General features: G+C 57.8%; 23 protein-coding genes. 21 read left to right on the top strand and 2 right to left on the bottom strand.

Features of this window, described 5'->3' with window-relative positions; translation table 11 throughout:
- The 16 genes from C6362_RS11450 to gatB all read left to right on the top strand — a co-directional run bounded on the left by C6362_RS11450 (window position 1) and on the right by gatB (window position 17,958).
- Window positions 1-414 (top strand): ExbD/TolR family protein, encoded by a 414-nt coding sequence (locus C6362_RS11450; RefSeq protein WP_041647543.1) that lies wholly within the window; start codon window positions 1-3, stop codon window positions 412-414.
- The gene (locus C6362_RS11445; RefSeq protein ID WP_014016510.1) at window positions 411-2,735 is read left to right on the top strand and encodes a TonB-dependent receptor plug domain-containing protein; all 2,325 of its coding nucleotides are present in this window, start codon (window positions 411-413) and stop codon (window positions 2,733-2,735) included. Before C6362_RS11450 ends, C6362_RS11445 begins: the two co-directional genes overlap by 4 nt.
- A 14-nt stretch (window positions 2,736-2,749) precedes the next feature.
- The gene (locus tag C6362_RS11440) at window positions 2,750-3,706 is read left to right on the top strand and encodes an ABC transporter substrate-binding protein (RefSeq protein WP_014016511.1); all 957 of its coding nucleotides are present in this window, start codon (window positions 2,750-2,752) and stop codon (window positions 3,704-3,706) included.
- Complete coding sequence (locus C6362_RS11435; RefSeq protein ID WP_014016512.1) at window positions 3,699-4,697, top strand: FecCD family ABC transporter permease; 999 nt, start codon at window positions 3,699-3,701, stop codon at window positions 4,695-4,697. The genes C6362_RS11440 and C6362_RS11435 overlap by 8 nt, the downstream gene beginning before the upstream one ends.
- A gap of 3 nt (window positions 4,698-4,700) precedes the next feature.
- Window positions 4,701-5,516 carry an ABC transporter ATP-binding protein gene (locus C6362_RS11430; protein ID WP_014016513.1) on the top strand — a complete coding sequence of 272 codons (816 nt, stop codon included), beginning with the start codon at window positions 4,701-4,703 and terminating at the stop codon, window positions 5,514-5,516.
- A 37-nt stretch (window positions 5,517-5,553) separates the two neighbouring features.
- Window positions 5,554-6,690, top strand: a complete 1,137-nt coding sequence (cbiD, locus tag C6362_RS11425; RefSeq protein ID WP_014016514.1) for a cobalt-precorrin-5B (C(1))-methyltransferase CbiD — start codon at window positions 5,554-5,556, stop codon at window positions 6,688-6,690.
- A complete protein-coding gene (gene cobM, locus C6362_RS11420; RefSeq protein WP_014016515.1) occupies window positions 6,687-7,487 on the top strand; it encodes a precorrin-4 C(11)-methyltransferase in 801 nt (266 codons plus the stop codon). Before cbiD ends, cobM begins: the two co-directional genes overlap by 4 nt.
- Window positions 7,484-8,530: a cobalt-precorrin 5A hydrolase gene (locus tag C6362_RS11415; protein WP_014016516.1), complete on the top strand. Its 1,047-nt coding sequence runs from the start codon at window positions 7,484-7,486 to the stop codon at window positions 8,528-8,530. The genes cobM and C6362_RS11415 overlap by 4 nt, the downstream gene beginning before the upstream one ends.
- Window positions 8,531-8,543: 13 nt before the next feature.
- A complete protein-coding gene (cobJ, locus tag C6362_RS11410) occupies window positions 8,544-9,272 on the top strand; it encodes a precorrin-3B C(17)-methyltransferase (protein WP_014016517.1) in 729 nt (242 codons plus the stop codon).
- Entirely contained in the window at window positions 9,269-9,976 is a 708-nt protein-coding gene (gene cobK, locus C6362_RS11405) for a precorrin-6A reductase (RefSeq protein ID WP_014016518.1), read from the top strand. The genes cobJ and cobK overlap by 4 nt, the downstream gene beginning before the upstream one ends.
- A 784-nt stretch (window positions 9,977-10,760) precedes the next feature.
- Window positions 10,761-11,981, top strand: coding sequence for a bifunctional cobalt-precorrin-7 (C(5))-methyltransferase/cobalt-precorrin-6B (C(15))-methyltransferase (locus tag C6362_RS11400; RefSeq protein ID WP_014016519.1), 1,221 nt, complete (start codon window positions 10,761-10,763; stop codon window positions 11,979-11,981).
- Between the two features lie 132 nt (window positions 11,982-12,113).
- A complete protein-coding gene (locus C6362_RS11395; RefSeq protein WP_014016520.1) occupies window positions 12,114-13,520 on the top strand; it encodes a cobyrinate a,c-diamide synthase in 1,407 nt (468 codons plus the stop codon).
- Window positions 13,510-14,139: a precorrin-8X methylmutase gene (locus C6362_RS11390; protein ID WP_014016521.1), complete on the top strand. Its 630-nt coding sequence runs from the start codon at window positions 13,510-13,512 to the stop codon at window positions 14,137-14,139. The genes C6362_RS11395 and C6362_RS11390 overlap by 11 nt, the downstream gene beginning before the upstream one ends.
- 616 nt (window positions 14,140-14,755) lie before the next feature.
- Window positions 14,756-15,046, top strand: a complete 291-nt coding sequence (gene gatC / locus C6362_RS11385; protein WP_014016522.1) for an Asp-tRNA(Asn)/Glu-tRNA(Gln) amidotransferase subunit GatC — start codon at window positions 14,756-14,758, stop codon at window positions 15,044-15,046.
- 15 nt (window positions 15,047-15,061) lie between these two features.
- Window positions 15,062-16,519 (top strand): Asp-tRNA(Asn)/Glu-tRNA(Gln) amidotransferase subunit GatA, encoded by a 1,458-nt coding sequence (gene gatA, locus C6362_RS11380; protein WP_014016523.1) that lies wholly within the window; start codon window positions 15,062-15,064, stop codon window positions 16,517-16,519.
- Complete coding sequence (gene gatB / locus C6362_RS11375; protein WP_014016524.1) at window positions 16,519-17,958, top strand: Asp-tRNA(Asn)/Glu-tRNA(Gln) amidotransferase subunit GatB; 1,440 nt, start codon at window positions 16,519-16,521, stop codon at window positions 17,956-17,958. The genes gatA and gatB overlap by 1 nt, the downstream gene beginning before the upstream one ends.
- Before the next feature lie 60 nt (window positions 17,959-18,018).
- Here the strand turns inward: gatB and C6362_RS11370 are convergent, their stop codons facing one another.
- Complete coding sequence (locus C6362_RS11370) at window positions 18,019-18,744, bottom strand: type I 3-dehydroquinate dehydratase (RefSeq protein ID WP_027895029.1); 726 nt, start codon at window positions 18,742-18,744, stop codon at window positions 18,019-18,021.
- Between the two features lie 196 nt (window positions 18,745-18,940).
- Here C6362_RS11370 and C6362_RS11365 point away from each other — a divergent pair, with 196 nt between their 5' ends.
- From C6362_RS11365 to C6362_RS11345, 5 genes are all read left to right on the top strand, one after another.
- A complete protein-coding gene (locus tag C6362_RS11365) occupies window positions 18,941-20,632 on the top strand; it encodes a glutamine--tRNA ligase/YqeY domain fusion protein (RefSeq protein ID WP_014016526.1) in 1,692 nt (563 codons plus the stop codon).
- A gap of 100 nt (window positions 20,633-20,732) precedes the next feature.
- Entirely contained in the window at window positions 20,733-21,008 is a 276-nt protein-coding gene (locus tag C6362_RS11360; protein WP_014016527.1) for a DUF4321 domain-containing protein, read from the top strand.
- Between the two features lie 15 nt (window positions 21,009-21,023).
- Complete coding sequence (locus C6362_RS11355; protein ID WP_014016528.1) at window positions 21,024-21,584, top strand: Maf family protein; 561 nt, start codon at window positions 21,024-21,026, stop codon at window positions 21,582-21,584.
- Window positions 21,581-22,270, top strand: coding sequence for a RadC family protein (gene radC / locus C6362_RS11350; RefSeq protein ID WP_014016529.1), 690 nt, complete (start codon window positions 21,581-21,583; stop codon window positions 22,268-22,270). The genes C6362_RS11355 and radC overlap by 4 nt, the downstream gene beginning before the upstream one ends.
- 120 nt (window positions 22,271-22,390) lie before the next feature.
- A complete protein-coding gene (locus tag C6362_RS11345; RefSeq protein ID WP_014016530.1) occupies window positions 22,391-23,152 on the top strand; it encodes an EFR1 family ferrodoxin in 762 nt (253 codons plus the stop codon).
- A gap of 123 nt (window positions 23,153-23,275) precedes the next feature.
- Here C6362_RS11345 and ppx read toward each other — a convergent pair whose 3' ends face one another.
- Window positions 23,276-24,811: an exopolyphosphatase gene (gene ppx / locus C6362_RS11340; protein WP_014016531.1), complete on the bottom strand. Its 1,536-nt coding sequence runs from the start codon at window positions 24,809-24,811 to the stop codon at window positions 23,276-23,278.
- Window positions 24,812-24,992: the final 181 nt, after the last annotated feature.

The raw sequence follows: 24,992 nt of genomic DNA, 5'->3' as shown, positions 1-24,992 counted from the left end.
ATGCAATTACGCAATCGCCGCCAGTTCGAGCGGCCTTCGATTATGATTATCCCCATGATCGATATCATGTTCTTCCTGCTGGTCTTTTTCATGATGACGTCCCTGTCCATGGTCGACCTGCACAGCCTGGGTGTCCAGCTGCCGCGGGCTTCGGCTGCCCAGGCCCAGCCGTCGGCGCCGTACGTCGTGACCTTGAAGACTGACGGGTCGTTGTGGCTCAACGGTCAGCCCGTCCAGGAAAAAGAACTGATTGCCTCCGCCCGGGATCAGCAGGCTCAGGACAGCGCGTTCTACGTCGTCCTCTGTGCCGATCGGGGCCTTGATTACGGCCAGGTCGCCGATGTCCTCGACGATTTGAAGCGGGCCGGCATCACCCGTATCGGCCTGGCTGCTGAGAAAGGGGACCAGCCGTGAAGCCCTGGAAGGGGAAACGGGGACGCATCGCTGCCGGCGCCTCCGTATCGCTCCACGCTGCCGTCTACCTGGCCCTGGCAGCCGGTGGTTTCTTTACCTTGTTCCAGCAGTATACGCGTCAGGCCGGCGTGACCGAGGTCATGGTCTACAATGCAGAAGATCTGGCCGGTGCCGGCGGCCGTGATGCGGCAGGGAGCGATGAGGACCAGGGCGGTGCAGCTGACCTGGACAGCAGCGCTGGAGTATCGGGAACCCTGACAAATGGGGAAGCCGCTTCGCCTGGTTTGGACGAGGTGGGAACGGCTGCCGATGGGCTGACCTATGAGGTTATATCGCAGGCCAGCCGGGAAAAGGCCGCTTCGACAGGCTCCGGGACTGTCTCCCGGCCACCCGCCTTGGCAGGGAAGCCCCAATCTGCCAGCCAATCCGGCCGGGACTCGGGCGGTACGGTACGGGCTGCCGGGCCGGGGAAGAACGAGGCAGCCGCTCCGGCTGGGACTCTCCAGGTACCCGATGCCGTCGCCGATATTCTTGACGCCTTGCGGAAAAAATTTCCCATAAAGTTATCGGAAGCGAAGATAGTTCCACCCACACCGGCCATCCCGCCCAGCCAATCGAATACGACCGTCATTACGGCGGAAAACATGGAAGCCCACCAGGATACGACGGTCCAGCAGGCCCTGCAGCGCGTCACGGGCGTAACGGTCAACGAAATGGTGCCCGGTATTTCCTCGTATGTCAAACTCAATGGCGACGACCGGGTCCTGATCCTCGTCGACGGCCAGAGCCTGGCTAACGCCCAGGGTTCCGGCTATGGCCGGGGCAGCGTCGATTTGGCCAGTCTGCCCGGCATCGGGGCCATCGACCACATCGAAGTCACCAAGGGCAGTGGCTCCGTCCGCTACGGCAGCGGTGCCGTCGGCGGTGTCATCAATATCGTCACCAAGAAAGGGGACCGTCGCGAATCGTCCCTCGATGCCTATACCGGCTCCTGGGGGATGCACGGCTACACCCTGACCGACAGCGGCCGGGCCGGTGCGACGAGCTGGCTTGTCAGCGGCAGCCTGGAACAGCGGGAGTACTATGCCTTTCCTCACGGGGCCAATACGGACCATTCCCGCGGCGACATCGCCAAGAAGTCCTTATCCTTGCGGCTGGACCAGGACCTGACGGACCAGACGTCGCTGACGGTGAAAGCCTATCATCAGGACTATCACGGCCACGGTTCGACGTATAAAGCCGACCCGGCCGGCTGGTACCTGACGGCGAATAAGCCCATCGACCGGCTGGTCAACGACTACAGTGTGACTTATCATTTTAAGAAGCAGACAGCCCAGCCGGGTTTCCTGCGCTATTTCAATGATTACCAGCGGACGTACTGGTCCAACCATTATTTCACCCGCACCCAGGGCCTGGAATGGCAGGATAACTGGCAGCTCGGCTCGCATCAGCATGTGACGGCCGGTGCCGAATGGACGGAAGACATGGGGACCAATTATGAAGCCCATTATATCGACAAAAAACGTCATAATCAGGCCTTCTATGCCGAAGATGCCCTGACCTTCGGCAAGTTCACCGTCACGCCGGGTCTGCGCTGGGATAATAGCAGCACGTACGGCGTTCACCAGACGCCGCGCCTGGCCATGAACTATAAGGCCAATAAGGATTTCAACGTCTATACTTCCTGGGGCCGCGTCTTCTCGCCGCCGCGCCTGAACGACCAGTTCTACATTACCTCGACGTCGCACGGCAACGAAAACTTGCAGCCTGAAGAAGGCTATACCCAGACCCTGGGCTTCCAGTATCAGGCCGGTCCCAAGACGAGCCTCGAAGGCAGCATTTTCCACAGCAATTTGGAAAACGTCATCCGCTGGAACCGCACGTCCAGCTACTCGGAAGCGGAAAACCTCAACGAAGAGGACAAGCGGGGCTTTGAGCTGACGTGGAAGCAGAAGGTCAACGACAAGTGGGATTACGAAGCGGGTTATTCCTATATCCATACGAAAGTGGACCAGGGCAAGGGCGACGGCCTCGTCTACGACATGTCGTACAACCAGCCGAACGGCTATCACGCCGGCGTCCATTACCACAGCGGTAAATGGCAGGCTGGCGCCGATATGACTGCCGGGACCGGACGCAACGATACGTATTACCGCAATAATTCCTATGTCGTCTGGAATGTCAGCGCGTCGTATTCGCCTGATGCGGCGACGACGATGTATGTCAAAGTCAACAACCTCAACGACGAGGCCTATGATCTGTACCATAATTATCCGACTGCCGGGCGCAACTGGCAGGTCGGCGTGAAGAAAAAGTTTTAGGAGGTGCCTTTACGGTGAAAAAAATTTGTCTGCTCATCGTCGCTTTTTGCCTGCTGGCTCTGGCAGGATGTGCGCCGCAGAACGCAGCTACTCAGGGCGGCAGCTCATCTGGAGCCTATGCCGTCGTGACCGACGATAGGGGGACGGTTGTCACGTTGCCTGAGAAACCGCAGCGCGTCGTCGTCCTGTCGACGTCACTCCTCAATTTTGCCGCGGCTGTCGATGGGGACCTGGCCGGCCGGTCGGCGGTCAAAGCGGAAGATGCGTCCCTGCCGGCGAAGTATCAAGCCGTGCCGGATGTCGGCCCGGTCTACAACGTGAGCCTGGAAAAGGTCCTGGCCTGCCAGCCGGATTTGGTCATTGCCAGCGCCGACCACCATGCGAAATTGGCGGCCCAGCTGGAAGAAAGCCATATTCCCGTTTTGGTCCTCAAGACCAAGACCTATGACGACGTCAAGCGCAACCTCGATATCATCGGCAAAGTATACGGCAAAGAAGACGCGGCCAAGGCCAAGGAAGCCGAACTGGACCAGGCTGTCCAGGCCATCGCCGATGCCGTACCGGCTCAAGGGAAGCGGGTCGCCATCATCCACGCTACACCCAGCTCGGTCAGCGTCGAACTGCCGTCGAGCATTGCCGGCGATATGGCCCAGCTCCTGCATTTACAGAATATCGCTGCTGATGCCGCGACGGATGGCCAGACGACGCGCATCCCATACAGCATGGAAAGCCTGGTCCAGGCCGACCCGGACGTCATTTTCCTGACCTCTATGGGTTCGTCGGATAAAATCGAAAAGCGCATCCAGGAAGACATCAAGGGCAATCCGGCCTGGGCGTCCCTGTCAGCCGTGAAGGCCGGCCGGGTCTATGTCCTGCCGGAAAAATATTTCCTCCTCAATCCGGGCCTGGACTATCCGAAAGCCGTCGCCTATATGGCCCATTTGGTCTATCCGGAGGCCGTTCATGAATAGTGTCGCCAGCCGTCACCGCACGCTTTGGCGCTGGCTCGTGCTGGGTGCCTTTGCCGTCCTGGCCCTGTCCGGCCTGATCCTATCCATCTTGCAGGGCGTTGCGGCGATTACGCCGGTTGACGTCATCCATATCCTCTGGCAGCCGTCGGTCCGGACGGCCGATCAGATTATCTGGAATATCCGCCTGCCCCGGACCCTGACGGGGGCCCTGGTCGGGGCGAATCTGGCTTTGTCCGGCGCTATCCTCCAGGCGGTCATGCGCAATCCCCTGGCCGACCCGCATATCATCGGCATTTCATCCGGTGCCGGCCTGGCGGGCATTGTCGTCCTCATCGTCTGGCCGGCATACCTCTTCTGGATGACGCCGGCCGCCTTCCTCGGGGCCATGGCGGCAGCCGTCCTCATTTATCTCCTGGCCTGGAAAGACGGCATCCGGCCAGTGCGCATCATCCTGGCTGGTGTCGCCGTGTCGGCCTTCCTGGGCGCTATCATTTCGGGCATCCTCATTTTTTACAGTGATCGCGTCCACGGCGCCCTGTTGTGGATGGTCGGCGGCCTGGCTGCTAGCAGCTGGAAAGACGTGACGACGATTCTGCCGTATACGGTCATCGGCTTGATTCTGTCGGGAATCGGGGCCTATTACCTCAACCTGCTCCAGCTCGGCGACGACATGGCCCGCAGCCTGGGCCTGTCTGTCGAAGGCGCCCGTCTGGGCCTGACGGCGGTGGCTGCCCTGCTGGCGGCTAGTGCCGTCAGCGTCGCCGGCCTGCTGGGCTTCGTCGGCCTCATCGTACCCCATATCGTGCGCCTCCTGGTCGGGTCCGATTATCGCTATCTCATCCCGGGGGCGGCTATCCTCGGCGTGGCGACGGTGACCTTGAGCGATACGGCAGCCCGGCTGATCCTGGCGCCGGCTGAATTGCCCGTAGGCATCATCATGGCTTTCATCGGGGCGCCGTTTTTCTTATTTCTCTTGCGGAAGGAAGTGTGAGTCATGGCTGATGCCATTACGGTCCGGAATCTCGTCGTCTGCCGCGGCCGGCGGACAATACTCCATGATTTCAGCATAGGCCTGCCCAAGGGGAAGGTGACGGCCATCATCGGCCCCAACGGCTGCGGCAAGAGTACCTTTCTCAAGGCCGTGAACGGCATGATTCCCGTCGTCGGCGGTTCTATCTGCCTCGGTGGCCGCGACGTCCATGATTTTTCCCGAAAGGCCTTGTCGCGGGAAATCGCCTTTCTGACCCAGACCCATGACGTGCCGCCGGATGTGACTGTCCACGAGTTGGTGCGGATGGGGCGCTTTCCCTACCGCCGTCTTTGGAGTGGCTCGCGACGGGAAGACCGGGACGCTGTCGAAGGGGCTATCCGGGCCGTCGGCCTCGAAGCCCATGCCGGCCAAGCCATGCAGCACCTGTCCGGCGGGGAACAGCAGCGGGCCTGGCTGGCCGTCCTGCTGGCCCAGGATGCACCCATCCTCTTGTTGGACGAACCGACGACGTACCTCGACGTGCATCATCAATTGCGCATCCTCGACCTCCTGCGCCGCATCAACGAGCGCTGGCAGAAGACCGTCGTCGTCGTTCTCCACGATATGAACCAGGCCTGGCAATATGCCGACGAAGTGGTCGTCATGAAAGACGGGAGACTGGTCTGCACCGGACCACCTCAGGCCGTCCTCACGCCAGAACGCCTGTGGGATGTTTTTGCCGTCCATACGGACATCGTCACCACCTGTGATGGCCGTTCGGCGATTGTCGTCTTGCGGAGTGATGTTTCACTTCAAACTTCAAACTTAGGGAAAACGTGATAAGATTTGTAGAGAGATAGGAAGAGAGAATATTACCATGTCATTATTCACTGTCAAAGAGGGGAAGAAACTGCGCTGCGGCTATACGACCGGCTCTTGTGCCGCTGCGGCAGCCAAGGCGGCGGCCATGATGGTCCTGACCGGGCGCCGCGTCGATGCCGTGTCGCTGCAGACGCCGCAGGGGACCGTGCTCCAGCTCATCCCGGAAGACGTCTCCTTCGGCCCGCAGTCGGCGACGTGTGCCATCCGCAAGGACAGTGGCGACGACCCGGATATTACCGACGGCATGTTGGTCTACGGCACTGTCGAAAAGACGCCTTCTGGTCTGAGCCTCATCGGCGGAGAGGGCGTCGGCCGCGTGACCCAGCCCGGCCTGGCCTGCGCCGTCGGTGATTGGGCCATCAATCCCGTGCCGCGCCGCATGATTACCGAAGCCCTAAAGCAGGCTTGCCAGCAGTGCGGCTATACCGGCGGCCTGCGCCTGACTCTGTCCATTCCCGATGGCCAGCGCCTGGCCCAAAAGACCTTCAACCCGCGCCTGGGCATCGTCGGCGGCCTGTCCATCCTGGGGACATCGGGCATCGTCGACCCCATGAGCGAACAGGCCCTGGTCGATACGATCCATACAGAAATGGATTCCCGCCGCGCTGCCGGCCAGGCTCATTTATTGGCCTTTTTCGGCAATTACGGCGTCGATTTCAGCCGGGACCATCTGGGCCTCGACGTCAGTCCGCGCGTGACTATCAGCAATTATGTCGGCGAAACCCTAGACTACGCCGCCTATAAAGGCTTTTCCGACGTCCTTCTCATCGGACACATCGGAAAACTGGTCAAAGTCGCCCAAGGCATCATGAATACTCATTCGCGCTATGCCGATGGCCGGACGACGCTGTTGGCCCTGGAAGCGGTTTTTGCCGGCGCTTCCCGTGAGGTGGCCCAAAAGATCTACGACAGCCTGACGACGGACGAAGCCGTCCGCCTGCTGAAAGAAACGGGCCTGCTGGAGCCCGTCATGGCCGCAGTCTGTGACAAGATAGAAAGCTATATGGACCAGCGGACCCACGGCCAGGTCCCGACGGCAGCCGTTGTCTTTTCCAATGCCTATGGCGTCTTGGGACAGTCGTCACGGGCCCAGGCATTTCTTGCATTGCATACAAAGGGGGAACTACGATGATACATTTTGTCGGCGCCGGTCCCGGTGCTGTCGACCTCATTACCGTCCGCGGCCAGAAACTGCTGGAAACAGCGGATCAGATCATTTACGCTGGCTCTTTGGTCAACCCGCAGCTGCTGGCCTGTGCGAAAAAAGACTGCCGTATCCTCGACAGTGCCGGTATGACCTTGGAAGCGGTCATCGCCGCCATGGAAGAAGGGGAAGGCCAGGGCTGGATGACTGTCCGCCTGCATACGGGCGACCCGTCGGTCTACGGTGCCATCCGCGAACAAATGGATATCCTCAGCCAGAAAGGCCTTGCCTATGACGTCGTGCCCGGCGTCAGCTCCTTCTGCGCCGCTGCCGCGTCCCTCCAGGCCGAATACACCCTGCCGGGCATCAGCCAGTCCGTCATCATTACCCGCATGGAAGGGCGGACGCCTGTGCCGGACAAGCAGAAAATCGCCGATTACGCTGCTCATCAGGCGACGATGGTCATTTTCCTCAGCGCGTCCCTCTTAGACGGACTCCAGGCCGAACTCCTGCGCGGCGGCTATCCCGCCGATACACCGGCGGCTATCGTCTATAAGGCTTCGTGGCCGGAAGAGCGGACCTATACCTGCACGGTCGGCACGTTGGCCGAAACGGCGCAGCGTGAAGGCATTTCCAAGACGGCTCTCATTGTCGTAGGACAGGTCCTGGGCCAGGCTTATGACCGCAGCCTCTTGTATCATCCCGCCTTTACCCATGGCTGCCGCCAGGCCGCTCCGGACGAGCAGCAGTACGGCGACCATATCCAAGGGGAGACGGAATCATGAAAGCCGTCGTCTTTTCCTTTACCCAGGCCGGGACGGCCTTAGGCTGCCGCGTCGTTGCCCATCTCCGGGGAGAAGGCTGGGACGTCCGTCAGGCATCATTGAAGAAATTCGCCGTCGTCCAGGAAGGAGTCCTGCCGTTTACGCCCAATCTCCACGACGAAGCGGCCCGGGCTTTTGAAGCGGCGCGGCTCGTCGTCTTCATCGGCGCGGCGGGCATCGCCGTCCGAACCATTGCCCCTTTTATCCGCCATAAAGACCTGGACCCGGCCGTCCTGGTCATCGACGAAAAAGGGCAGTTCGTCATTCCCCTTTTGTCCGGCCATATCGGCGGAGCCAATGCCATTGCCCGCCGTCTGGCAGAAGAACTGCAGGGCCAGGCTGTCGTGACGACGGCGACCGATGTCAACGCCTTGTTCGCCGTCGATGAATGGGCTGCCCGCCAGGGCCTGCGCCTGTCTTCCCTGGCCGACGCCAAGGCTTTCGCTGCAGCTATGCTGGAGAAGGGCGCTGCCGGTGTCTACAGTGACTTTCCCCTGCAAGGGCCGCTGCCGCAGGGCCTGGTCTATGCCTTCCACGGCGATGCCGGTCTGGTGATCACGACCAAAGCCCAGGTACCCGTTTTCCGCACAACCGTCGTTGCCCGGCCGGTCATCGTCCACGTCGGTATCGGCTGCCGCAAGGGGACGACGGCCAGGGATATCGCCTATTGGGTCAATGCCGTTCTGCAGCGGGCCAACTTATCGCCCGACGCCATTGCTGACGTCAGCTCCATCGACGTGAAACGAGGTGAAGCCGGTCTCCTGGCCTTTGCCAAAGCCCAGCAGTGGCCGCTGCACTTCTTTACGGCCGATGAACTCAATGCCGTTCCAGGTGACTTTACGGCATCGGATTTCGTCAAAGAAAGGGTCGGCACGGATAACGTCTGCGAACGGGCGGCTGTCCTGGCCAGCCATCAGGGGACACTCATCGTCACCAAACAGAGTCGCCGCGGCATCACCGTAGCCGTAGCCTGTGAACGCTACCAGGCCCGGTTCGATTATTGAGAGGAGAAATTTTATGAAACATCGCATTTATGTCGTCGGCATCGGGCCGGGGTCCTTGCAGGGCATGACTTTGCAGGCCCGGGAAATACTCGATGGCTGCGACTGTATTGTCGGTTATGATACATATATCAATTTGATTCGCCATTACTTCCCGGGTAAAGAATTCGTCACGACAGGCATGACTAAGGAAGTCGAACGCTGCCGGATGGTACGGGACCGGGCCCTGCAAGGCCAGACCGTGGCCATCGTGTCCAGCGGCGATGCCGGGATTTACGGCATGGCCGGTATCATGCACGAAGTCGCTGCCGGCGAGGATATCGACATCGAAGTCATTCCCGGCGTGACCGCTGCCAGTGCCGGTGCGGCCCTGCTCGGCGCGCCCTTAGTCGCCGATACGTGCCTTATTTCCCTCAGCGACTTGCTGACGCCGTGGGAAAAAATCGCCAATCGCCTCGACTGTGCCGCTGCTGGTGATTTCGTCATCTGCCTGTACAACCCGGCCAGCAAGAAGCGGGCCGATTATCTGGAAAAGGCCTGCGACATCATCTTGCGCCATCAGCCGGCCGATACGCCAGCCGGCATCGTCCGCAACATCGGCCGCGAAGGCCAGGAAGTCACTGTCCTGACCTTGGGCGAACTGCGTAAGATGCACCTGGACATGTTCTGTACCGTCTTCATTGGCAACAGCCAGACCAAGAATATCGGTGGCAAACTGGTCACGCCGCGGGGTTATCATTTATGAGGAGTCCTGTCTGGATTGCCGGCGGTACGACAGAAGGGCGGAAATTGGCCCATTATGCCGACCGCTATCATATCCGGGCCTATGTGTCCGTGGCGACGGAATACGGCGCTTCCCTGGTGCCGGACAGTCCCTTCGTGACTGTCGTGACCGGTCGCATGGACGAAGGAGAGATGGAAAGCTTTCTTCGGGAACAAGCCATTGCCCAGGTCGTCGACGCGACCCATCCCTATGCGACGGCTGTGACCGCCAATATCCGTCAGGCCTGCCGGGCCGTCGGCGTCCCGTACCGCCGCATACAACGGCGAAGCGGCAGCTATGCCGAACAGGCCGATTGCATCGCCGTCCATTCCGTCGACGAAGCCGTCGAGGTCCTGAGCCATACGACGGGCCCTGTCTTTTTGACGACAGGCAGCAAGGATTTGGACTCCTTTGCCCAGCTTCCCGACTACGCCCAGCGCCTCTATGCCCGCATCCTGCCCGTCCGGCCTTCGCTGGACCGGGCCCTGGACCTGGGCTATCTGCCAGCCCATATCATCTGTATGCAGGGACCGTTCACGACAGAACTCAATGCGGCCATGTTCCGCCAGACCGGCGCCCGCTACGTCGTCACCAAGAACTCCGGCCGCACTGGCGGTTTCCAAGAGAAATTAGAGGCCGCCCGGCAGACAGGCGCCAAGGTCATCGTCATCGAACGGGGAGAGTAATGACAAAAAAGCAACCTCTCCGGCTCTTTGAGCCACCTCCCCTATGAGGGGAGGCTAGGGCAAGGCTCCCTCATAGGGGAGCTGTCAGCGTAGCTGACTGAGAGGTTGCTTTTCACGCATATCTATTCAGTCAAATAGGAGAGGCGCAGGTCATAAAAAGACGGCCCCGTTCGGGGCATTACGGCCTGCAACATGCCAGGGAGGCTAAGGGCAAGGCTCCCCTCATAGGGGAGCTGTCAGCGCAGCTGACTGAGAGGTTGCTTTTCACGCATATCTATTCAGTCAAATAGGAGAGGCGCAGGTCACAAAAAACGGCCCCGTTCGGGGCATTACGGCCTGCAACATGCCAGGGAGGTTAAGGGCAAGGCTCCCCTCATAGGGGAGGTGGCAGCGCAGCTGACTGAGAGGTTGCTTTTCACGCATATCTATTCAGTCAAATAGGAGAGGCGCAGGTCACAAAAAGACGGCCCCGTTCGGGGCATTACGGCTTGCAACATGCCAGGGAGGCAAGAGCAAGGCTCCCCTCATAGGGGAGCTGTCAGCGCAGCTGACTGAGAGGTTGCTTTTTACGCATACCTATTCAGTCAAATAGGGAAGACGCAGGTTGTAGAAAAATAGCCCCGTTCAGGGAATTTTTACGAGCGAGGGTTACTCGAAGTGATGTTGTCAGCTTGAAACTGTTGCCGCGTCGCGGCATCTGAGTCCGATCGGACTGCGACCGGCGGACTGCTGCCTGCGGGCGCCCAACGAGGGCGCCCCTGCACCCCATGAAAGGAGACATACCATGCACATCTATATTATCGGTACCGGTCCTGGCAATCCGGACTTGTTGACGGGGCAGGCGAAAGCAGCTATTGCGGCATCGCCCATCCTGGTCGGTGACAAGCGGATGCTGGCGCCTTTTGCTTCTTCCGGGAAGCGCCTGGTCCCGACATACCGGCGCGACGAGATTTGCCGGCTCGCCGCCTCGCTATCTGCTGACGAAGGCCCCGTGGCCGTCCTGGTATCGGGAGATGTCGGCTTTTTCAGTCTCGCCGCCCTGCTTACGGATATTCCCGGCTGCACGGTGACCCGTCTGGCCGGCATCAGCAGTCTCGTCTATTTTGCCGCGGCCTTGCAGACGACATGGAACGACGCTTTCGTCGTCAGCCGCCACGGCCGCCAGGAATCCCTCGTCGCCGCCGTCTGCCAGCACCGGAAAGTCTTCGTCCTGACGGGTGGATCCGATTCACCGGCGGCCTTGTGCCGGGAACTCTGTCAGGCCGGCCTGGATGCGGTATCCGTGGCCATTGGCTGCGATTTGTCTTATGACAATGAAACCATCTTACGCGGGACAGCTGCCGATTTTACCAGCCGCTCTGAGGATGCCCTGGCTGTCATGATGATTGAAAACGAACAGGCCCGGCCCTGGGTGCGTCCCGTCCATGGACTGCCGGACGAAGCCTTCCTGCGCGGCAAAGCGCCTATGACCAAGCAGGAAATCCGCAGCGTCTCCCTGTCCAAGCTGGCGCCATCAGCGGACGCCGTCGTCTGTGACATCGGCGCCGGCACCGGTTCCTGTACGGTCGAACTGGCCTTGCAGGCGCCGTTTGGACATGTCTATGCCTTTGAGATCAATGAAGAAGCCCTGGACGTATTACGAGAAAACATTGGCCATTTCGACCTGTCCAACGTCACCGTTGTCGCCGGCGATGCCAGCCAGACCTTGCCATCGCTGGATATCGTACCGGACTATGCCTTTATTGGCGGGACGAAGGGCAATCTGGCCATCATCCTCGATGACCTGTACCGCAAAAACAAAACCTGCCGCATGGTCGTCACGGCCATTACCTTGGAAACCCTGGCCGCCGTCACGGCCTATTATGCTGCCCATGACGAATACCACCTGGATATCACCCAGGTCAGCACGGCCCGCAGTAAACAAGCCGGCCAGCACCACCTCATGATAGCCCAGAACCCGGTATATATCATTACCGCTGTCCGTCAGGACGCAGAGAAGGCCTAGCCCCCCGACCGGGGCTTGCGTAGGGGCCGACCTGAAAGACGGCCCACTGCCTCCCCTGCGAAGGCGGGCCGCCCTTTGGGACGGCCCCTACAAAGTGGCCTGCGGCCCCTACATTCACGAAAGGAGATTTTCATGCCCTCATCCATATCACCTACGCCGCTTCCGCGGCTGCTCTTGGCAGCTCCGCGCAGCGGCAGCGGCAAGACGACCGTAGTCTGTGCCTTGCTGCAGGCCCTCAAGGACCGCGGCTTGTCGCCGGCGGCTTTTAAGAGCGGCCCCGATTATATCGACCCCATGTTCCATCGCCGGGTCCTGGATACGCCGTCATATAATCTGGACCTCTTTCTCTTCGGCCGCCATGAACAGGGCGCGGCAGCTGCCCGGGAGGTGCTGATGAACCATGGCGCGGCTGCGGATATTTCCATCCTGGAAGGGGCCATGGGATATTATGACGGCGTCGGCACGGGCCGTGAAGCCAGTGCCTATGAATTGGCTGTGGCGACGGATACACCGGTCGTCCTCGTCGTTGACGGCCGCGGTGCGGGATTGTCTTTAGCCGCCGTCTTGCAGGGTCTGGCTGCATTTCGTCCTGACAGCCATGTTGCAGGTTTCATCGTCAACCGCATCAAGCCCATGGTGTACGAACATTTCAAATCGTCCTGGGAAGCCGCATCGGGCCTGAAGGCTTTTGGCTGTTTCCCGGACATGCCGGACTGCACCTTTTCCAGCCGCCATCTGGGCCTGGTCACGGCCGGGGAAATTGCCGACCTCCAGGAAACCATGAGAAAACTGGCTCTCCAGGCAGAAAAGAGCCTCGACATGGACGGCCTTTTGGCCTGTGCCCGTCAGGCCGCTCCTTTGTCAAGAGTCAGCCCCATTCCGGCGCCACCGGCAGCAGGGCAAGCCATCATCGCCGTAGCCCAGGACGAAGCCTTCTGCTTTTATTATGAAGACAGCCTCCAGGTCCTGCGGGAGGCGGGAGCAGACCTCACCTTTTTCAGCCCCCTCCACGACAGGGAACTGCCGCCTTGCGACGGCATCTATCTCGGCGGCGGCTATCCCGAACTCTACGCCCAGGCTTTGAGCCAGAACGAATCGATGCGGGCGTCCCTGCGCCGGGCCCTGGCCGCACACGTGCCGTGCTTCGCCGAATGTGGGGGCTTCATGTACCTCCATGAAAGCTTTCGCGACAGTCAGGACCACAGCTGGCCCTGGGTCGGCGCCGTTCCTGGCGAGACCTTCATGACGCCGTCCTTGAAGCGCTTCGGCTACGTCACTCTCCAGGCCGAAAAGGACAATCTCTTCTGCCAGGCCGGAGATACCGTAACGGCCCACGAGTTCCATTATTCGGACAGCACGGACAGGGGCAGCGACTTTACGGCCTATAAGGCCGGGAGCCAGCGCCATTGGCCCTGCATCATCGCTGACGACCACTTTGTCGGCGGCTATCCCCATATCCATTTCCTGGGGAAACGGGACTGGGCCGCCCGTTTCGTCGCAGCCTGCATCCATCGAAAGGAAGGATCCCATGAAAATTGAACATATTTTGCCGGCCGATATCGAACGGCGCAGCATGGAAATCATTGAAGACGAATTAGGCGACATCATCCTGCCGCCGGACGAAAAAGACATCATCAAGCGCGTCGTCCACACCAGCGCCGACTTCGACTATGTCCGCAACCTGCGCTTCAGCCCAGGCGCCGTCGAACAGGCCCTGACCGCCTTGAAATCGGGCTGTACTATCGTGACCGATACCAATATGGCCTGCATGGGTATCAGCCAGCCAGGCCTTGAGAAACTGGGCTGCCGTAAAGTCTGCTTCATGGCCGATGCAGATGTCGCGGCGGTGGCCAAAGCCCAGGGGACGACGCGGGCCCAGGCTTCCATGGATAAAGCCGCGGCCCTGGAAGGGGCGGTCATCGTCGCCGTCGGCAATGCGCCGACAGCCCTCTTGCGCCTGCGGGAACTCATCGACGCTGGCAAGATGAAACCGGCCCTGATCATCGGCGTCCCCGTCGGTTTCGTCAACGTCGTCTATGCCAAAGAAACCATTATGGAAGCCGGCGTCCCGTATATCGTCGCCAAAGGACGGAAAGGGGGCAGCACCATCGCCGCCGCCATCTGTAATGCTCTCATCTATCGCTTGACGAGAGGGTAGGCATTGTAGGGGACGCCCAAAGGGCGTCCCGCAGGCCACCGGCCGCCTTGGACTCAGATGCGGCTTTGCCGCGTCAAATTCATGATTGTATTACGACCGCGTGCCATTCGTCATAAATTCCGGCTAGGCACAGGATTCATGGCGGGACGCCTTTTAGGCGTCCCCTACGGTATCGCAGTCAGGCGATGGAAAAGAACGCAGTCACGGTTATTTACGGAGTTCAAAAGCGGGCGCGCTACGTGTACGCCCCTACGAGTCAGATGCGGCTGTGCCGCAACAGACTCAAATTGACAACGACGCTTCGGGAAGCCCTCAGCGCGTAGCGGGCCGCCCGCCGCTGCTATCCGTTGGGGGAATCGTCCTGCATCGGATGGGACAAAAAGGCTCTGGGACGTCCCCTACGGTATCGCATACAGGCGATGAGTTGATATTTACTGCAAACTGCAAACGCAAAACGAGGCTGTCTTGGTGGGCAGCCTCGTTTGCCGTCTGCTACCTGCGGTATTGGCTCCGAGGCTTGCAAAATATGGCAAAAGGTGATTAAATTATATATGTGTTGAATTTTGACAAACGATTCCGATTTGTCACGCTAAAAATATCTGCAAGGAGTGTCAGTATGAAAATCAGTGCCGAAGAAATAAAGAAGATCGCACTGTTGTCCCGCCTGGAAGTCAAGGAAGACCAGATGGAAACGGTCGGGAAACAGCTGAACGACATTTTATCGTACATGGATCTCTTGAGCCAGGTCGATGTGACCGATGTCAAACCGACGGCCCATGCCGTATCTATGTCCAACGTCATGCGCGACGACGTTCCCCAGCCGTCGCTGGCCAATGAAAAAGCGCTTCAGAATGCGCCGGAACAGGCTGATGGCTATTTCAAAGTTCCGAAAGTCATCCAGGATTAACAGGGAGGCGTATGTATGTTAACAATCCATGAACTGCATGAAAAACTGGTCAACGGCGACGTATCGGCTGTCGAATTGACCAAGGCTTTTCTTGCACATAAAGATACAGTAGAACCGAAAGTACAGGCATTCTTGTCGGATAACCGCGAATATGCCCTGGAAGCGGCTGCCGCTGTCGATGCTAAAATCGCAGCTGGCGAAACAATCAGTGACCTTGCCGGTGTCCCCGGTGCCATTAAGGATAACATCTGCATCAAAGGCCAGAAGGCTACGTGTGCTTCGAAGATGTTGGAAAATTTCAAATCGCCGTACAATGCGACGGTCATCGACAAATTGATGGCAGCTGATTACGTCAGCCTGGGCAAGACCAACATGGACGAATTTGCCATGGGCAGCTCGACGGAAAACTCGGCTTTCCAGCTGACTCACAATCCGTGGAACCTCGATTGCGTCCCCGGCGGTTCTTCCGGCGGTTCGGCGGCTGCTGTCGCTTCGGGTGAAACGGTCTGGGCCCTCGGCTCGGATACTGGCGGATCCGTCCGCCAGCCGGCTTCCTACTGCGGTGTCGTCGGCCTCAAACCGACATACGGCCTCATTTCCCGTTACGGCCTCATCGCCTTCGCTTCGTCCCTGGACCAGATCGGTACTTTCACGAATGACGTCGAAGACTGCGCCATCGTCCTCAATGCCGTTGCCGGTCATGACGCCAAGGACTCGACGTCCATTCCCCAGGCCGAAAAAGACTACAAACAGGCTTTGGTCAATGACGTCAAGGGCATGAAAATCGGCGTCCCCGAAGAATTCTTCGGCGAAGGCCTCGACGCTACCTGCCGCAAGGCTTTGGAAGACGCTATCGAAACGTATAAGGAACTCGGTGCCGAAATCGTACCGGTCAGCATGCCGCACATGAAATACGGTATCGCTGCGTACTATATCATCGCGCCGGCCGAAGCCAGCTCCAACCTGGCCCGTTACGACGGCGTCGGTTTTGGTATGCGCGTCGACGGCAAGGATATCGTCGACATGTACATCAAGACCCGTACTGAAGGCTTTGGCGACGAAGTCAAACGCCGTATCCTCCTCGGGACCTACGTCCTCAGCTCGGGCTATTACGATGCCTATTATCTGCGGGCTATGAAAGTCCGTACCCTGATCAAACAGGACTACGACGAAGCTTTGAAGAAATGCGACGTCCTGCTCACGCCGACGGCGCCGGACACAGCCTTCAAGATTGGTCAGAACAGCGACAATCCGCTGGCTATGTACCTCGGCGACGTCTGCACGGTTACGTTGAACCTGGCTGGCCTGCCGGGCCTCAGCATTCCCTGCGGCTACAAAGACGGCCTGCCCATCGGCATGCAGCTCATCGGCAAGGCCCTGGACGAAGCCACACTGCTTCGCGTGGCCTATACGTTTGAACAGAATCGGACGGACCTTCGCAAGCCGTCGCCCATGGGGGAGGTTGAACTTTAATGAAATATGAATCCGTTATCGGCTTGGAAGTCCATGTCGAATTAAAAACGAAAACGAAGATTTTCTGCGGCTGCAGCACAGAATTCGGTGCCGAACCGAATACCCACGTCTGCCCGGTCTGCTTAGGCCTGCCCGGCGTCCTGCCCGTACTCAATAAAGAAGTTCTACATTATGCCGTCAAAGCCGGCCTGGCCCTGCATTGCGACATTCTGCCGTTCAGCAAATTCGACCGCAAGAACTACTACTATCCGGATTTGCCGAAGAACTTCCAGACGTCCCAGTTCGACCTGCCGATCTGCAAAGGCGGTTACATCGACATCGACGTCGACGGCAAACAGCGCCGCATCCATCTGACCCGTATCCACATGGAAGAAGACGCAGGCAAGCTCGTCCACAGCGGCGGCAGCATCGCTAACTCCGACTCGACCAGCGTCGACTATAACCGGACGGGTGTACCGCTCCTGGAAATCGTCGGCGAACCGGAACTGCGCAGCGGTGCCGAAGCCAGAGCCTATCTGGAAAAACTGCGCTCCATCATGCAGTATCTCGGCGTTTCCGACTGCCGTCTGGAAGAAGGCAGTATGCGCTGCGACGCCAACATTTCTGTCCGTCCCGTCGGTTCGGACAAATTGGGGACCAAGACGGAAATCAAGAACATCAACTCCTTCAGTGCCGTCCAGAAGGGCATTGAATACGAAGCCGTCCGCCAGGCACAGATCCTCGACGAAGGCGGCACCATCCAGCAGGCTACGCGCGGCTGGGATGAAGCCAAGGGCATTACCATCCTCCAGCGTGTCAAGGAAGGGGACAGCGACTACCGTTACTTCCCGGAACCGGACCTCATTCCTATCGAAGTTTCGCCGGAATACATCGAACAGGTCCGTCAGGAACTGCCGGAAATGCCCGATGCCCGCTGCCAGCGCTTCCAGGATGAACTGGGCTTGTCCGAATACGATGCCAACTTGCTGACCCTGGAAAAACAGACGGCTGATTACTTCGAAGCTGTCGTCAAAGAAGGCGTCGACGCCAAAGAAGCGGCCAACTGGATGCTCGGCGAATTTGCCAAGAAATTGAACGAAGAAAACGTCGACATCACGGCTTCGCCAGTCAAACCGGCTGACCTGGCTGGTCTCTTGAAGCTCATCGCCAAAGGGACTATCTCCGGCAAGATTGCCAAGAAAGTCCTGCCGGAAATGTGGGAATCCGGCAAATCGGCTGATGTCGTCGTCAAAGAACAGGGCCTGGTCCAGATTACTGATACAGGGGCCCTGGAAGACATGGTCAAGAAAGTCATCGCCGCCAACCCGCAGTCCGTGGCTGACTATAAGGCAGGCAAGAAGAAAGCCATCGGCTTCCTCGTCGGCCAGATCATGAAAGAAACCAAAGGCCGGGCCAACCCGGGCGTCGTCAACCAGCTGTTGACTAAGAATTTGCAGTAAAAGAAAAAGGGACTAACCACTTAAAAGGGCTTGTCGTCGTGCGACAAGCCCTTTTTTCTATCATTCTTCCGGATGGAGCAGTTTGTGGATAGCTGTACTGGTCGGCAACGTTTCTGTTTCTTCGCCGTCTGTCGTGTAGAGCAGGGGCGCGCCGAAGGTGTCGCCGCGAAGCATGGCTTCCTTGGCAATTTTGCCGATAGGATGGGGGATGACCGTTGCGTCATGATGGGCTTCGTGGAAGGCTTTGGCTGCATCTTCCAGGGCCTGGATGTCTTCCTGAGTCTGGACGGGGACGGCCAGTTCAAAGGTCTTGGCTTCCAAATCCCAGCGGCTTTCCATCTTCTGGACTAATTCATCGGCCTTTGCGCCTTGGTCAGCACGGATGACGATGATGGGGACACTGCCCAGGTCGACGGCCTGGCCGGCGATATCGTCGATATCATCTTCGTCGAGGCTGCCTTCGATTTTGACCGCGTCGATGAGGGCCGAGCGGATGGCAAAGCGCAGAATCGTGGCATAATCGTTGTCGGTCTGATACATTTCCGGCAGCTTGCTCTTATCGCAGGAAAAGAGTACCGACGGCTGTTCTGCGTCACGGGCGATGAATAACAAGGCGTTCCAGAGCTGGGACAAATTGATGGTGCCGTTGAAGAGGCCGGCATCAAAAGCAATCATGTCATAAGGTTTCTTCAAAATTTCGTCGATCCGGTCCTGCAAATCCTCAATGGTTTCACATTCCAAAGGAACGGCGATAAAAGGATGATCCGATTCAAAATGAATACTCATTGCACTAGGCATAACGTATATTACCTCCTAAGTCGTATTACCTTTATTGTACTCGGAATATGACATATTTGCAATGGCTCCGGGCGGGACCAGCCTCTCATCACAAATCCCTCTAAAATGGTTGCCAAATAGGTGTAAATCACGGTATAATGTGGTATTGAAGGCATTTATACATATATGAAAGGGAGTTACATCGATGGATAACGAAACGACCAAGAATTTTATTGAAAATATTATCGATGAAGACAACGAAAAGAATACATATGGCAAGCGGGTCCATACCCGTTTCCCGCCGGAACCGAATGGCTATCTCCACCTCGGCCACGCCAAGTCGATTTGCCTGAATTTCGGCATTGCCAAGAAATATGGCGGACTGACGAATCTCCGTTTTGATGATACCAATCCGTCCAAGGAAAATACGGAATATGTCGAATCGATCAAGCGAGATGTCAAATGGCTCGGATTCGATTGGGATGACCGTATGTTCTATGCTTCGGATTATTTCGATAAGCTCTATGAATATGCCAAGAAATTGATCCGCCTGGGCAAGGCTTATGTCGATGACCTGTCGGGTGATGAAATCCGCGAATACCGCGGCACGTTCAATACGCCGGGGAAGGAAAGCCCGTACCGCAACCGCAGTGTCGAAGAAAATCTCCAGCTCTTTGAAGAAATGAAGGACGGCAAGTATGCCGATGGGGAAAAGGTCCTGCGCGCCAAGATAGATATGGCCAGCCCGAACCTCAATATGCGCGACCCCGTCATTTACCGTATCGTCCATGCTTCGCATCACCGGACGGGCGACAAGTGGTGCATCTATCCGATGTACGACTTCGCTCATCCTGTATCGGACGCCATCGAACGCATTACACATTCTATCTGCACGCTGGAATTTGAAGCCCATCGTCCGCTGTACAACTGGGTCCTCGAAGACTGGGACGATCCGGAAGGCCAGAAACCGCGGCAGATCGAATTTGCCCGCCTGAATGTCACCAACATGATCACGAGCAAGCGCAAACTGCGTCTCCTCGTCGAAAAGGGCATCGTCAGCGGCTGGGATGACCCGCGTATGCCGACCATTTCCGGTATCCGCCGCCGCGGCTACACGCCGGAATCGATCCGTGACTTCTGCGAACGCATCGGCGTCGCCAAGGCTGACAGCCTGGTCGATATTTCTCTCTTGGAATACTGCATCCGCGAAGACTTGAAGCTGAAAGCACCGCGCCTGATGACGGTCATCGACCCGATCAAGGTCGTCCTCACCAACTATCCCGACGGCAAGACGGAAACGATGACAGCCGACAACAACCAGGAAAATGAAGCCATGGGCACGCGTGAAATGACGTTCAGCAAGAACCTCTACATCGAACGCAATGACTTCATGGAAGAACCGGTCAAGAAATTCTTCCGCCTGGCTCCGGGCAAGGAAGTCCGCCTCAAATATGCGTACATCATCAAGTGCGAAGAAGTCATCAAAGATGAAGACGGCAACATCGTCGAACTGCACTGCACGTATGATCCGGAAAGCAAGAGCGGCAGTGGTGCCAACGCCAACCGCAAGGTCAAAGGGACGCTGCAGTGGGTCAACGCCGAAGATGCTGTCGATGTCGAAACCCGCGTCTATGATTATCTCCTCAAGGACGATGGCAGCGAAGAAGAAGGGGAAAGCAAGGATTTCCTCGACCAGATCAATCCCCACAGCCTCGATGTATACCACAGCAAGGCTGAAAAGGCATTGGCAACGTACCACGTAGGTGATAAGTTCCAGTTCCTGCGCCAGGGCTATTTTGTCATTGATCCCGATACGACGGCAGACCATTTCGTCGTCAACCGCATCGTCGGCCTCCGCGATACGTGGGCTAAAATGCAGAAAAAGAAAAATCAATAAGGTCATTTATTAAAAAAGGGGCTGCCTTTCTCAGAATGGATTAGAATTTCATGAGAAAGGGCGGCCCCTTCGTATCTTTCGTGTATAATGGAGGTAGTCCATGAAAACCCCTGGTTCACACAGCCTGCTGTTCTTTTTTATCTTTCTCATCGTCGGCGGCATCCTCGGTGGTATCGTCGGGGAAGCGTTGTATGCGGTCCCGGCCTTGAAGGGCATCCTGCCGGCGCTGACGCAGCATTATGAAATCTTGAATATCCAGAATATTCACCTCAATCTTTATCTCATGGAATTGCAGTTTGGCATCCACCTGGCTCCGAACATGCTCAGCATCATCGGCGTCATCCTGGCAGCCATCCTCTTCCGTCATCTTCAGTAATTTAGGAGGGATTACATGCTTATCTTAGCTTCTGGTTCGCCCCGTCGCCGCGAACTGTTGACGCAAATCGGCGTCGCCTATATGGTCAATCCGAGTACGTATAATGAAGAATCGCCGAAAAAGAAGGACCCGGAGAAATACGTCCAGGCCCAGGCTCTGGGGAAAGCCCGCGATGTAGCCGAGAAATTCCCGGGCCAGTGGGTCCTGGGGGCCGATACGATCGTCGCCATCGATGGGGAAATGCTGGGTAAACCCAAGAATGAAGCGGCGGCCATCGAGATGCTCCGCGAATTATCGGGCAGGAAACATTCCGTCTATACGGGCATCGCTCTGATCAATGGCCACAAGGAATACACGAAGGTCGTCGAAACGAAGGTCTGGTTCCGACGGCTCAGTGAAAAGGAAATCAAAGCCTATGTCGCTTCCGGGGAACCGCTGGACAAAGCCGGTGCCTATGGCATACAGGGCCGGGCTGCGGCTTTCGTCGATAAAATCAACGGTTCCTATACCAATGTCGTCGGCCTGCCCTTGTCCCAGGTATGCAAGTTGTTCCACAAGGCCAAGGTCCATGTATGAGCGATCCTTTCCGCAGCCTCGCTGTTTGTGAGAAACCGCGGGAAAAATTCCTCCGTCACGGCCCGGCCGCTGTGACCGATCAGGATTTGCTGGCGATTTTATTGCGGACGGGTACGAAGGGACAATCCGTCCTCGATGTGTCGCGGCAGGTCCTCCATTCCCTGCCAGGGGAAAATATTTGTTATCTCAGCGATACCAGTATCGGTGACCTCTGCCAGATTCCCGGTATCGGGACGGACAAGGCCGTCACGGTCTGTGCCGCTGTCGAGCTGGGACGGCGCATTTCCCGGCAGCATGTCAAGGAAGCGGCACCCGATTTCAGTACGCCCCAGGCCATTGCCGGCTATGTCATGGAAGACCTGCGCTTTTTGCCGCAGGAACAGTTCGGCGCCGTCTATTTATCGACGAAGAACCAGCTCATCGCCTATCGGACTTTGACCATCGGTACGATCAACGCCAGCCTGGCCAAGTCGCGGGAGGTTTTCCGTTATGCTTTGCGCTACAATGCGGCGGCCGTCGTCCTGGTCCACAACCACCCGTCGGGGAACCCTGAACCGAGCCACGAGGACATCGTCGTCACCCAGCGCATTGCCGATGCCGGCCAGATCATGGAAATCCCCGTCCTCGACCATATCATCATTGGCGACGGGACTTTCGTCAGCCTTTGTGAACGCGGATACGTGTAAAGACAAATGTATCAAGACAAATGTATCAAGACAAATGACAGGGTTTCATGCTATAATGGATGTAAAATACCGTCCGTCTGCAAAAGGGAAATTTGCAGTGCGGTCTCTGAGGTGAGCCTTATGATTCTTTACTTTTCAGGAACGGGAAATTCATTATATGTGGCCAAGAAACTGGCTGAACTGACCGGCGATACGGCGGTGCCCATTTCGGCTATCCACGAACGGTGCCAGCGCATCCAGGACCGCATCATCGGCTTCGTCTTTCCCGTCTATTTCGGGGATCTTCCTGACCCCGTACAGGATTTCATCAGACAAGTCCGGTTCCAGAAATCGACGTATTTCTATGGCATCGCCACCTGCGGCAGTACGGCCGGCCGGGCGCTCAAGACGATGGACCGGATTTTGCAGCGCCAGCAGTGTGCCTTGTCGTATGGCGCCGTCTTGCCGATGATTGCCAACAGCACCATCGCGTCGCGCCGCCATATCCGCTACGACACGAACCGCCTGGACCACGCCGATGAGCTGATTGCCGCTGCCGCCGATAAGATACGCAGGCAGATCCGGGATACCGACGCCATCCGTTCGTCTGCATCGGCCTGGCTCATGAACCTGGGCCTGGTCCGCCGTGCCGGGGAACGCTGGCTGACGCCTTCCGTCGACGGGGAACGCTGCATTGCCTGCGGCCTCTGCGCCCGCATCTGCCCCGTGAGCAATATCATCTGTACGGCCAAACGAGCCGTCATCGGGTCCCATTGCAGCCATTGCCTGGCCTGTGTCCACTGGTGTCCCCAGCAGGCCGTCACCGTCCATGGAAAAAAGGTCCTCGCCGAAGACCAGTACCACCATCCCGACGTCACCGCCGCCGACATGACGCGGCGATAAGAGAAAAAGGGCCCTGTCGCACGAAGGCTTCTGCCATCATGCGAGGCTCCTTCATCAAACTTTCAACTTCAAACACAAAAAGGCGCCGTCTTCATAGGACAGCGCCTTTTTCACCCGGCACCCTTATTTCCAGACGAGGAGCAGGGAGGCACCGAATTCTTTTTTGAATTGTTTGCTCAGTTGTTTCATTTCGTAGTCGGCCGCGTTGTATGTCGAGCCCGGTGTCGTCGTGAGGATCATGACGGCGACGTTTTCGGCCAGCGTGACTTCGACGTTGGTGACGATTTGTTCATACGTCAGGTCCGACGCTTCGGCCAGGGCCAGGATGGTCGAGAGCTTGCGGATCATAATCCAGTCTTCAGCCGAGGCCATGTTGGCATAGCGGTAGGCCCGGATGATCTTGCGGCTGATGCCGTGGTGGAAGCCGGCGATGAAGCCGGTAATGATCTGTTCGACCTGGGTCAGGCCGTAGAGCGGAGCGTGGGCGATCATGAAGGCCGAGTGGCGGGCGTGATTGTAGAAGTTGACAATCTTGCCGACGTCGTGCATGCGGGCTGCCGTCTGCAATAAGAGGCGTTCCCGCGGGCCATAGCCGTGGAGGGGCTGGAGCTGATCGAAGAGCTGCGTTGCGATGCGCGTGACCTGGTCGTAGTGGGCCTGGTTGATGATGACGCCGCTCAGGGTCCCGAGGAAGTTCTTGACGCTGAAATCGAGGATGTCGTCGAAGCGAGGCGAGGGCAGGTGGCAGTAGGAGGCATAATATTCATAGAACAAGCCTTCGCGGAGACCGCAGCCGCTGACGACCATTTCCGGACTGCCCGTCATGTCGAAGATGGTCTTGATGACGGCAGCACCAGCGACGATGAGGTCTGACCGTTCGCTGGACAGCCCGGCGATTTTCTTGCGGTTGGCGCTGGTCCGCGTCGTGATTTCCTGGTACAGGCCTTCGAAGTGGTCCAAGGGCATGATGTAGTTGTGGAGCTTCGACAATTCGTAATTCGTCGCCCGCTGGTCCATCTTGGCGAAATTACGGGCTGTGCCGCCGATGCCGACGATGGGCAGGTGGATGTCCTGGATCCAGGGGACGGCGGCCATTTTTTTGCGGACGAATTTCATCAGGCTGGCAATGGCGTCGGCGTCCGGGTTGCCCTGGGTGCCGAATTTTTCAGTCAGCGTGACGGCGCCGATGGGGACCGACAGAGAATGAACGGCTTCGCCATTGCGGACCAAGGTCATTTCGACGCTGGCACCGCCCAGGTCGAAGATGAGGAAATCTTTCATGGCAATGGTGTTGATGACGCCGAGATAACCCAAGTACGCTTCGCGTTCGCCGCTGATGACTTCCATCGTGATGCCCGTTTCCGCATTGATGCGCTGCAAGAAGGCTTCGCCGTTGCTGGCATTGCGGACGGCTGCTGTCGCGACAGCCCGGCATTCATGGATGTCCATGACTTCCATGATGTGTTTATAGACGTGCAGGCAGGTCAGGGCCCGCTGCACCCCTTCTTCGCTGATGACCCCGGTCTGGCTCAGGCCGTGGCCCAGGCGGATGGCTTCCTTTTCCTGGTAGAGCAGGGAATAGGACTGGTTGTCGGCAATCTGCATGACGACAAAGCGGATGGAGTTAGAGCCCATGTCGATGATGGCTAATTTTTCCATGGTATACCTCATTTCTGCGGATGCTTATCAAGTTTATCGTTTACCTTTCCATTATACTACAGATTACTGGTAAAACAAAGAGACGCCGGGGCCGAAAGATAAGCGGAAAATGCCCGTCAGTCCTTGAGGAACAGTGGACAATATGGGGATTTCCCATTATAATAGAACTACTTATAGCCAT

The sequence above is a fragment of the Megasphaera elsdenii DSM 20460 genome (genome assembly GCF_003010495.1).
Taxonomy (GTDB): Bacteria; Bacillota; Negativicutes; order Veillonellales; family Megasphaeraceae; genus Megasphaera; species Megasphaera elsdenii.
This window is presented reverse-complemented; position numbering and strand designations above follow the sequence as displayed.

Bases quoted from the DNA above. Each gene is read 5' to 3' on its own strand.
- gatC (WP_014016522.1), top strand. From the start codon at position 14,756: ATGAAAATCAGTGCCGAAGAAATAAAGAAGATCGCACTGTTGTCCCGC.
- cobJ (WP_014016517.1), top strand. From the start codon at position 8,544: ATGAAACATCGCATTTATGTCGTCGGCATCGGGCCGGGGTCCTTGCAG.
- C6362_RS11345 (WP_014016530.1), top strand. From the start codon at position 22,391: ATGATTCTTTACTTTTCAGGAACGGGAAATTCATTATATGTGGCCAAG.
- radC (WP_014016529.1), top strand. From the start codon at position 21,581: ATGAGCGATCCTTTCCGCAGCCTCGCTGTTTGTGAGAAACCGCGGGAA.
- cobM (WP_014016515.1), top strand. From the start codon at position 6,687: ATGATACATTTTGTCGGCGCCGGTCCCGGTGCTGTCGACCTCATTACC.
- gatA (WP_014016523.1), top strand. From the start codon at position 15,062: ATGTTAACAATCCATGAACTGCATGAAAAACTGGTCAACGGCGACGTA.
- C6362_RS11355 (WP_014016528.1), top strand. From the start codon at position 21,024: ATGCTTATCTTAGCTTCTGGTTCGCCCCGTCGCCGCGAACTGTTGACG.
- C6362_RS11395 (WP_014016520.1), top strand. From the start codon at position 12,114: ATGCCCTCATCCATATCACCTACGCCGCTTCCGCGGCTGCTCTTGGCA.
- C6362_RS11435 (WP_014016512.1), top strand. From the start codon at position 3,699: ATGAATAGTGTCGCCAGCCGTCACCGCACGCTTTGGCGCTGGCTCGTG.
- C6362_RS11370 (WP_027895029.1), bottom strand. From the start codon at position 18,744: ATGAGTATTCATTTTGAATCGGATCATCCTTTTATCGCCGTTCCTTTG.
- C6362_RS11450 (WP_041647543.1), top strand. From the start codon at position 1: ATGCAATTACGCAATCGCCGCCAGTTCGAGCGGCCTTCGATTATGATT.
- cobK (WP_014016518.1), top strand. From the start codon at position 9,269: ATGAGGAGTCCTGTCTGGATTGCCGGCGGTACGACAGAAGGGCGGAAA.
- C6362_RS11400 (WP_014016519.1), top strand. From the start codon at position 10,761: ATGCACATCTATATTATCGGTACCGGTCCTGGCAATCCGGACTTGTTG.
- gatB (WP_014016524.1), top strand. From the start codon at position 16,519: ATGAAATATGAATCCGTTATCGGCTTGGAAGTCCATGTCGAATTAAAA.
- C6362_RS11360 (WP_014016527.1), top strand. From the start codon at position 20,733: ATGAAAACCCCTGGTTCACACAGCCTGCTGTTCTTTTTTATCTTTCTC.
- ppx (WP_014016531.1), bottom strand. From the start codon at position 24,811: ATGGAAAAATTAGCCATCATCGACATGGGCTCTAACTCCATCCGCTTT.
- cbiD (WP_014016514.1), top strand. From the start codon at position 5,554: ATGTCATTATTCACTGTCAAAGAGGGGAAGAAACTGCGCTGCGGCTAT.
- C6362_RS11365 (WP_014016526.1), top strand. From the start codon at position 18,941: ATGGATAACGAAACGACCAAGAATTTTATTGAAAATATTATCGATGAA.
- C6362_RS11430 (WP_014016513.1), top strand. From the start codon at position 4,701: ATGGCTGATGCCATTACGGTCCGGAATCTCGTCGTCTGCCGCGGCCGG.
- C6362_RS11415 (WP_014016516.1), top strand. From the start codon at position 7,484: ATGAAAGCCGTCGTCTTTTCCTTTACCCAGGCCGGGACGGCCTTAGGC.
- C6362_RS11390 (WP_014016521.1), top strand. From the start codon at position 13,510: ATGAAAATTGAACATATTTTGCCGGCCGATATCGAACGGCGCAGCATG.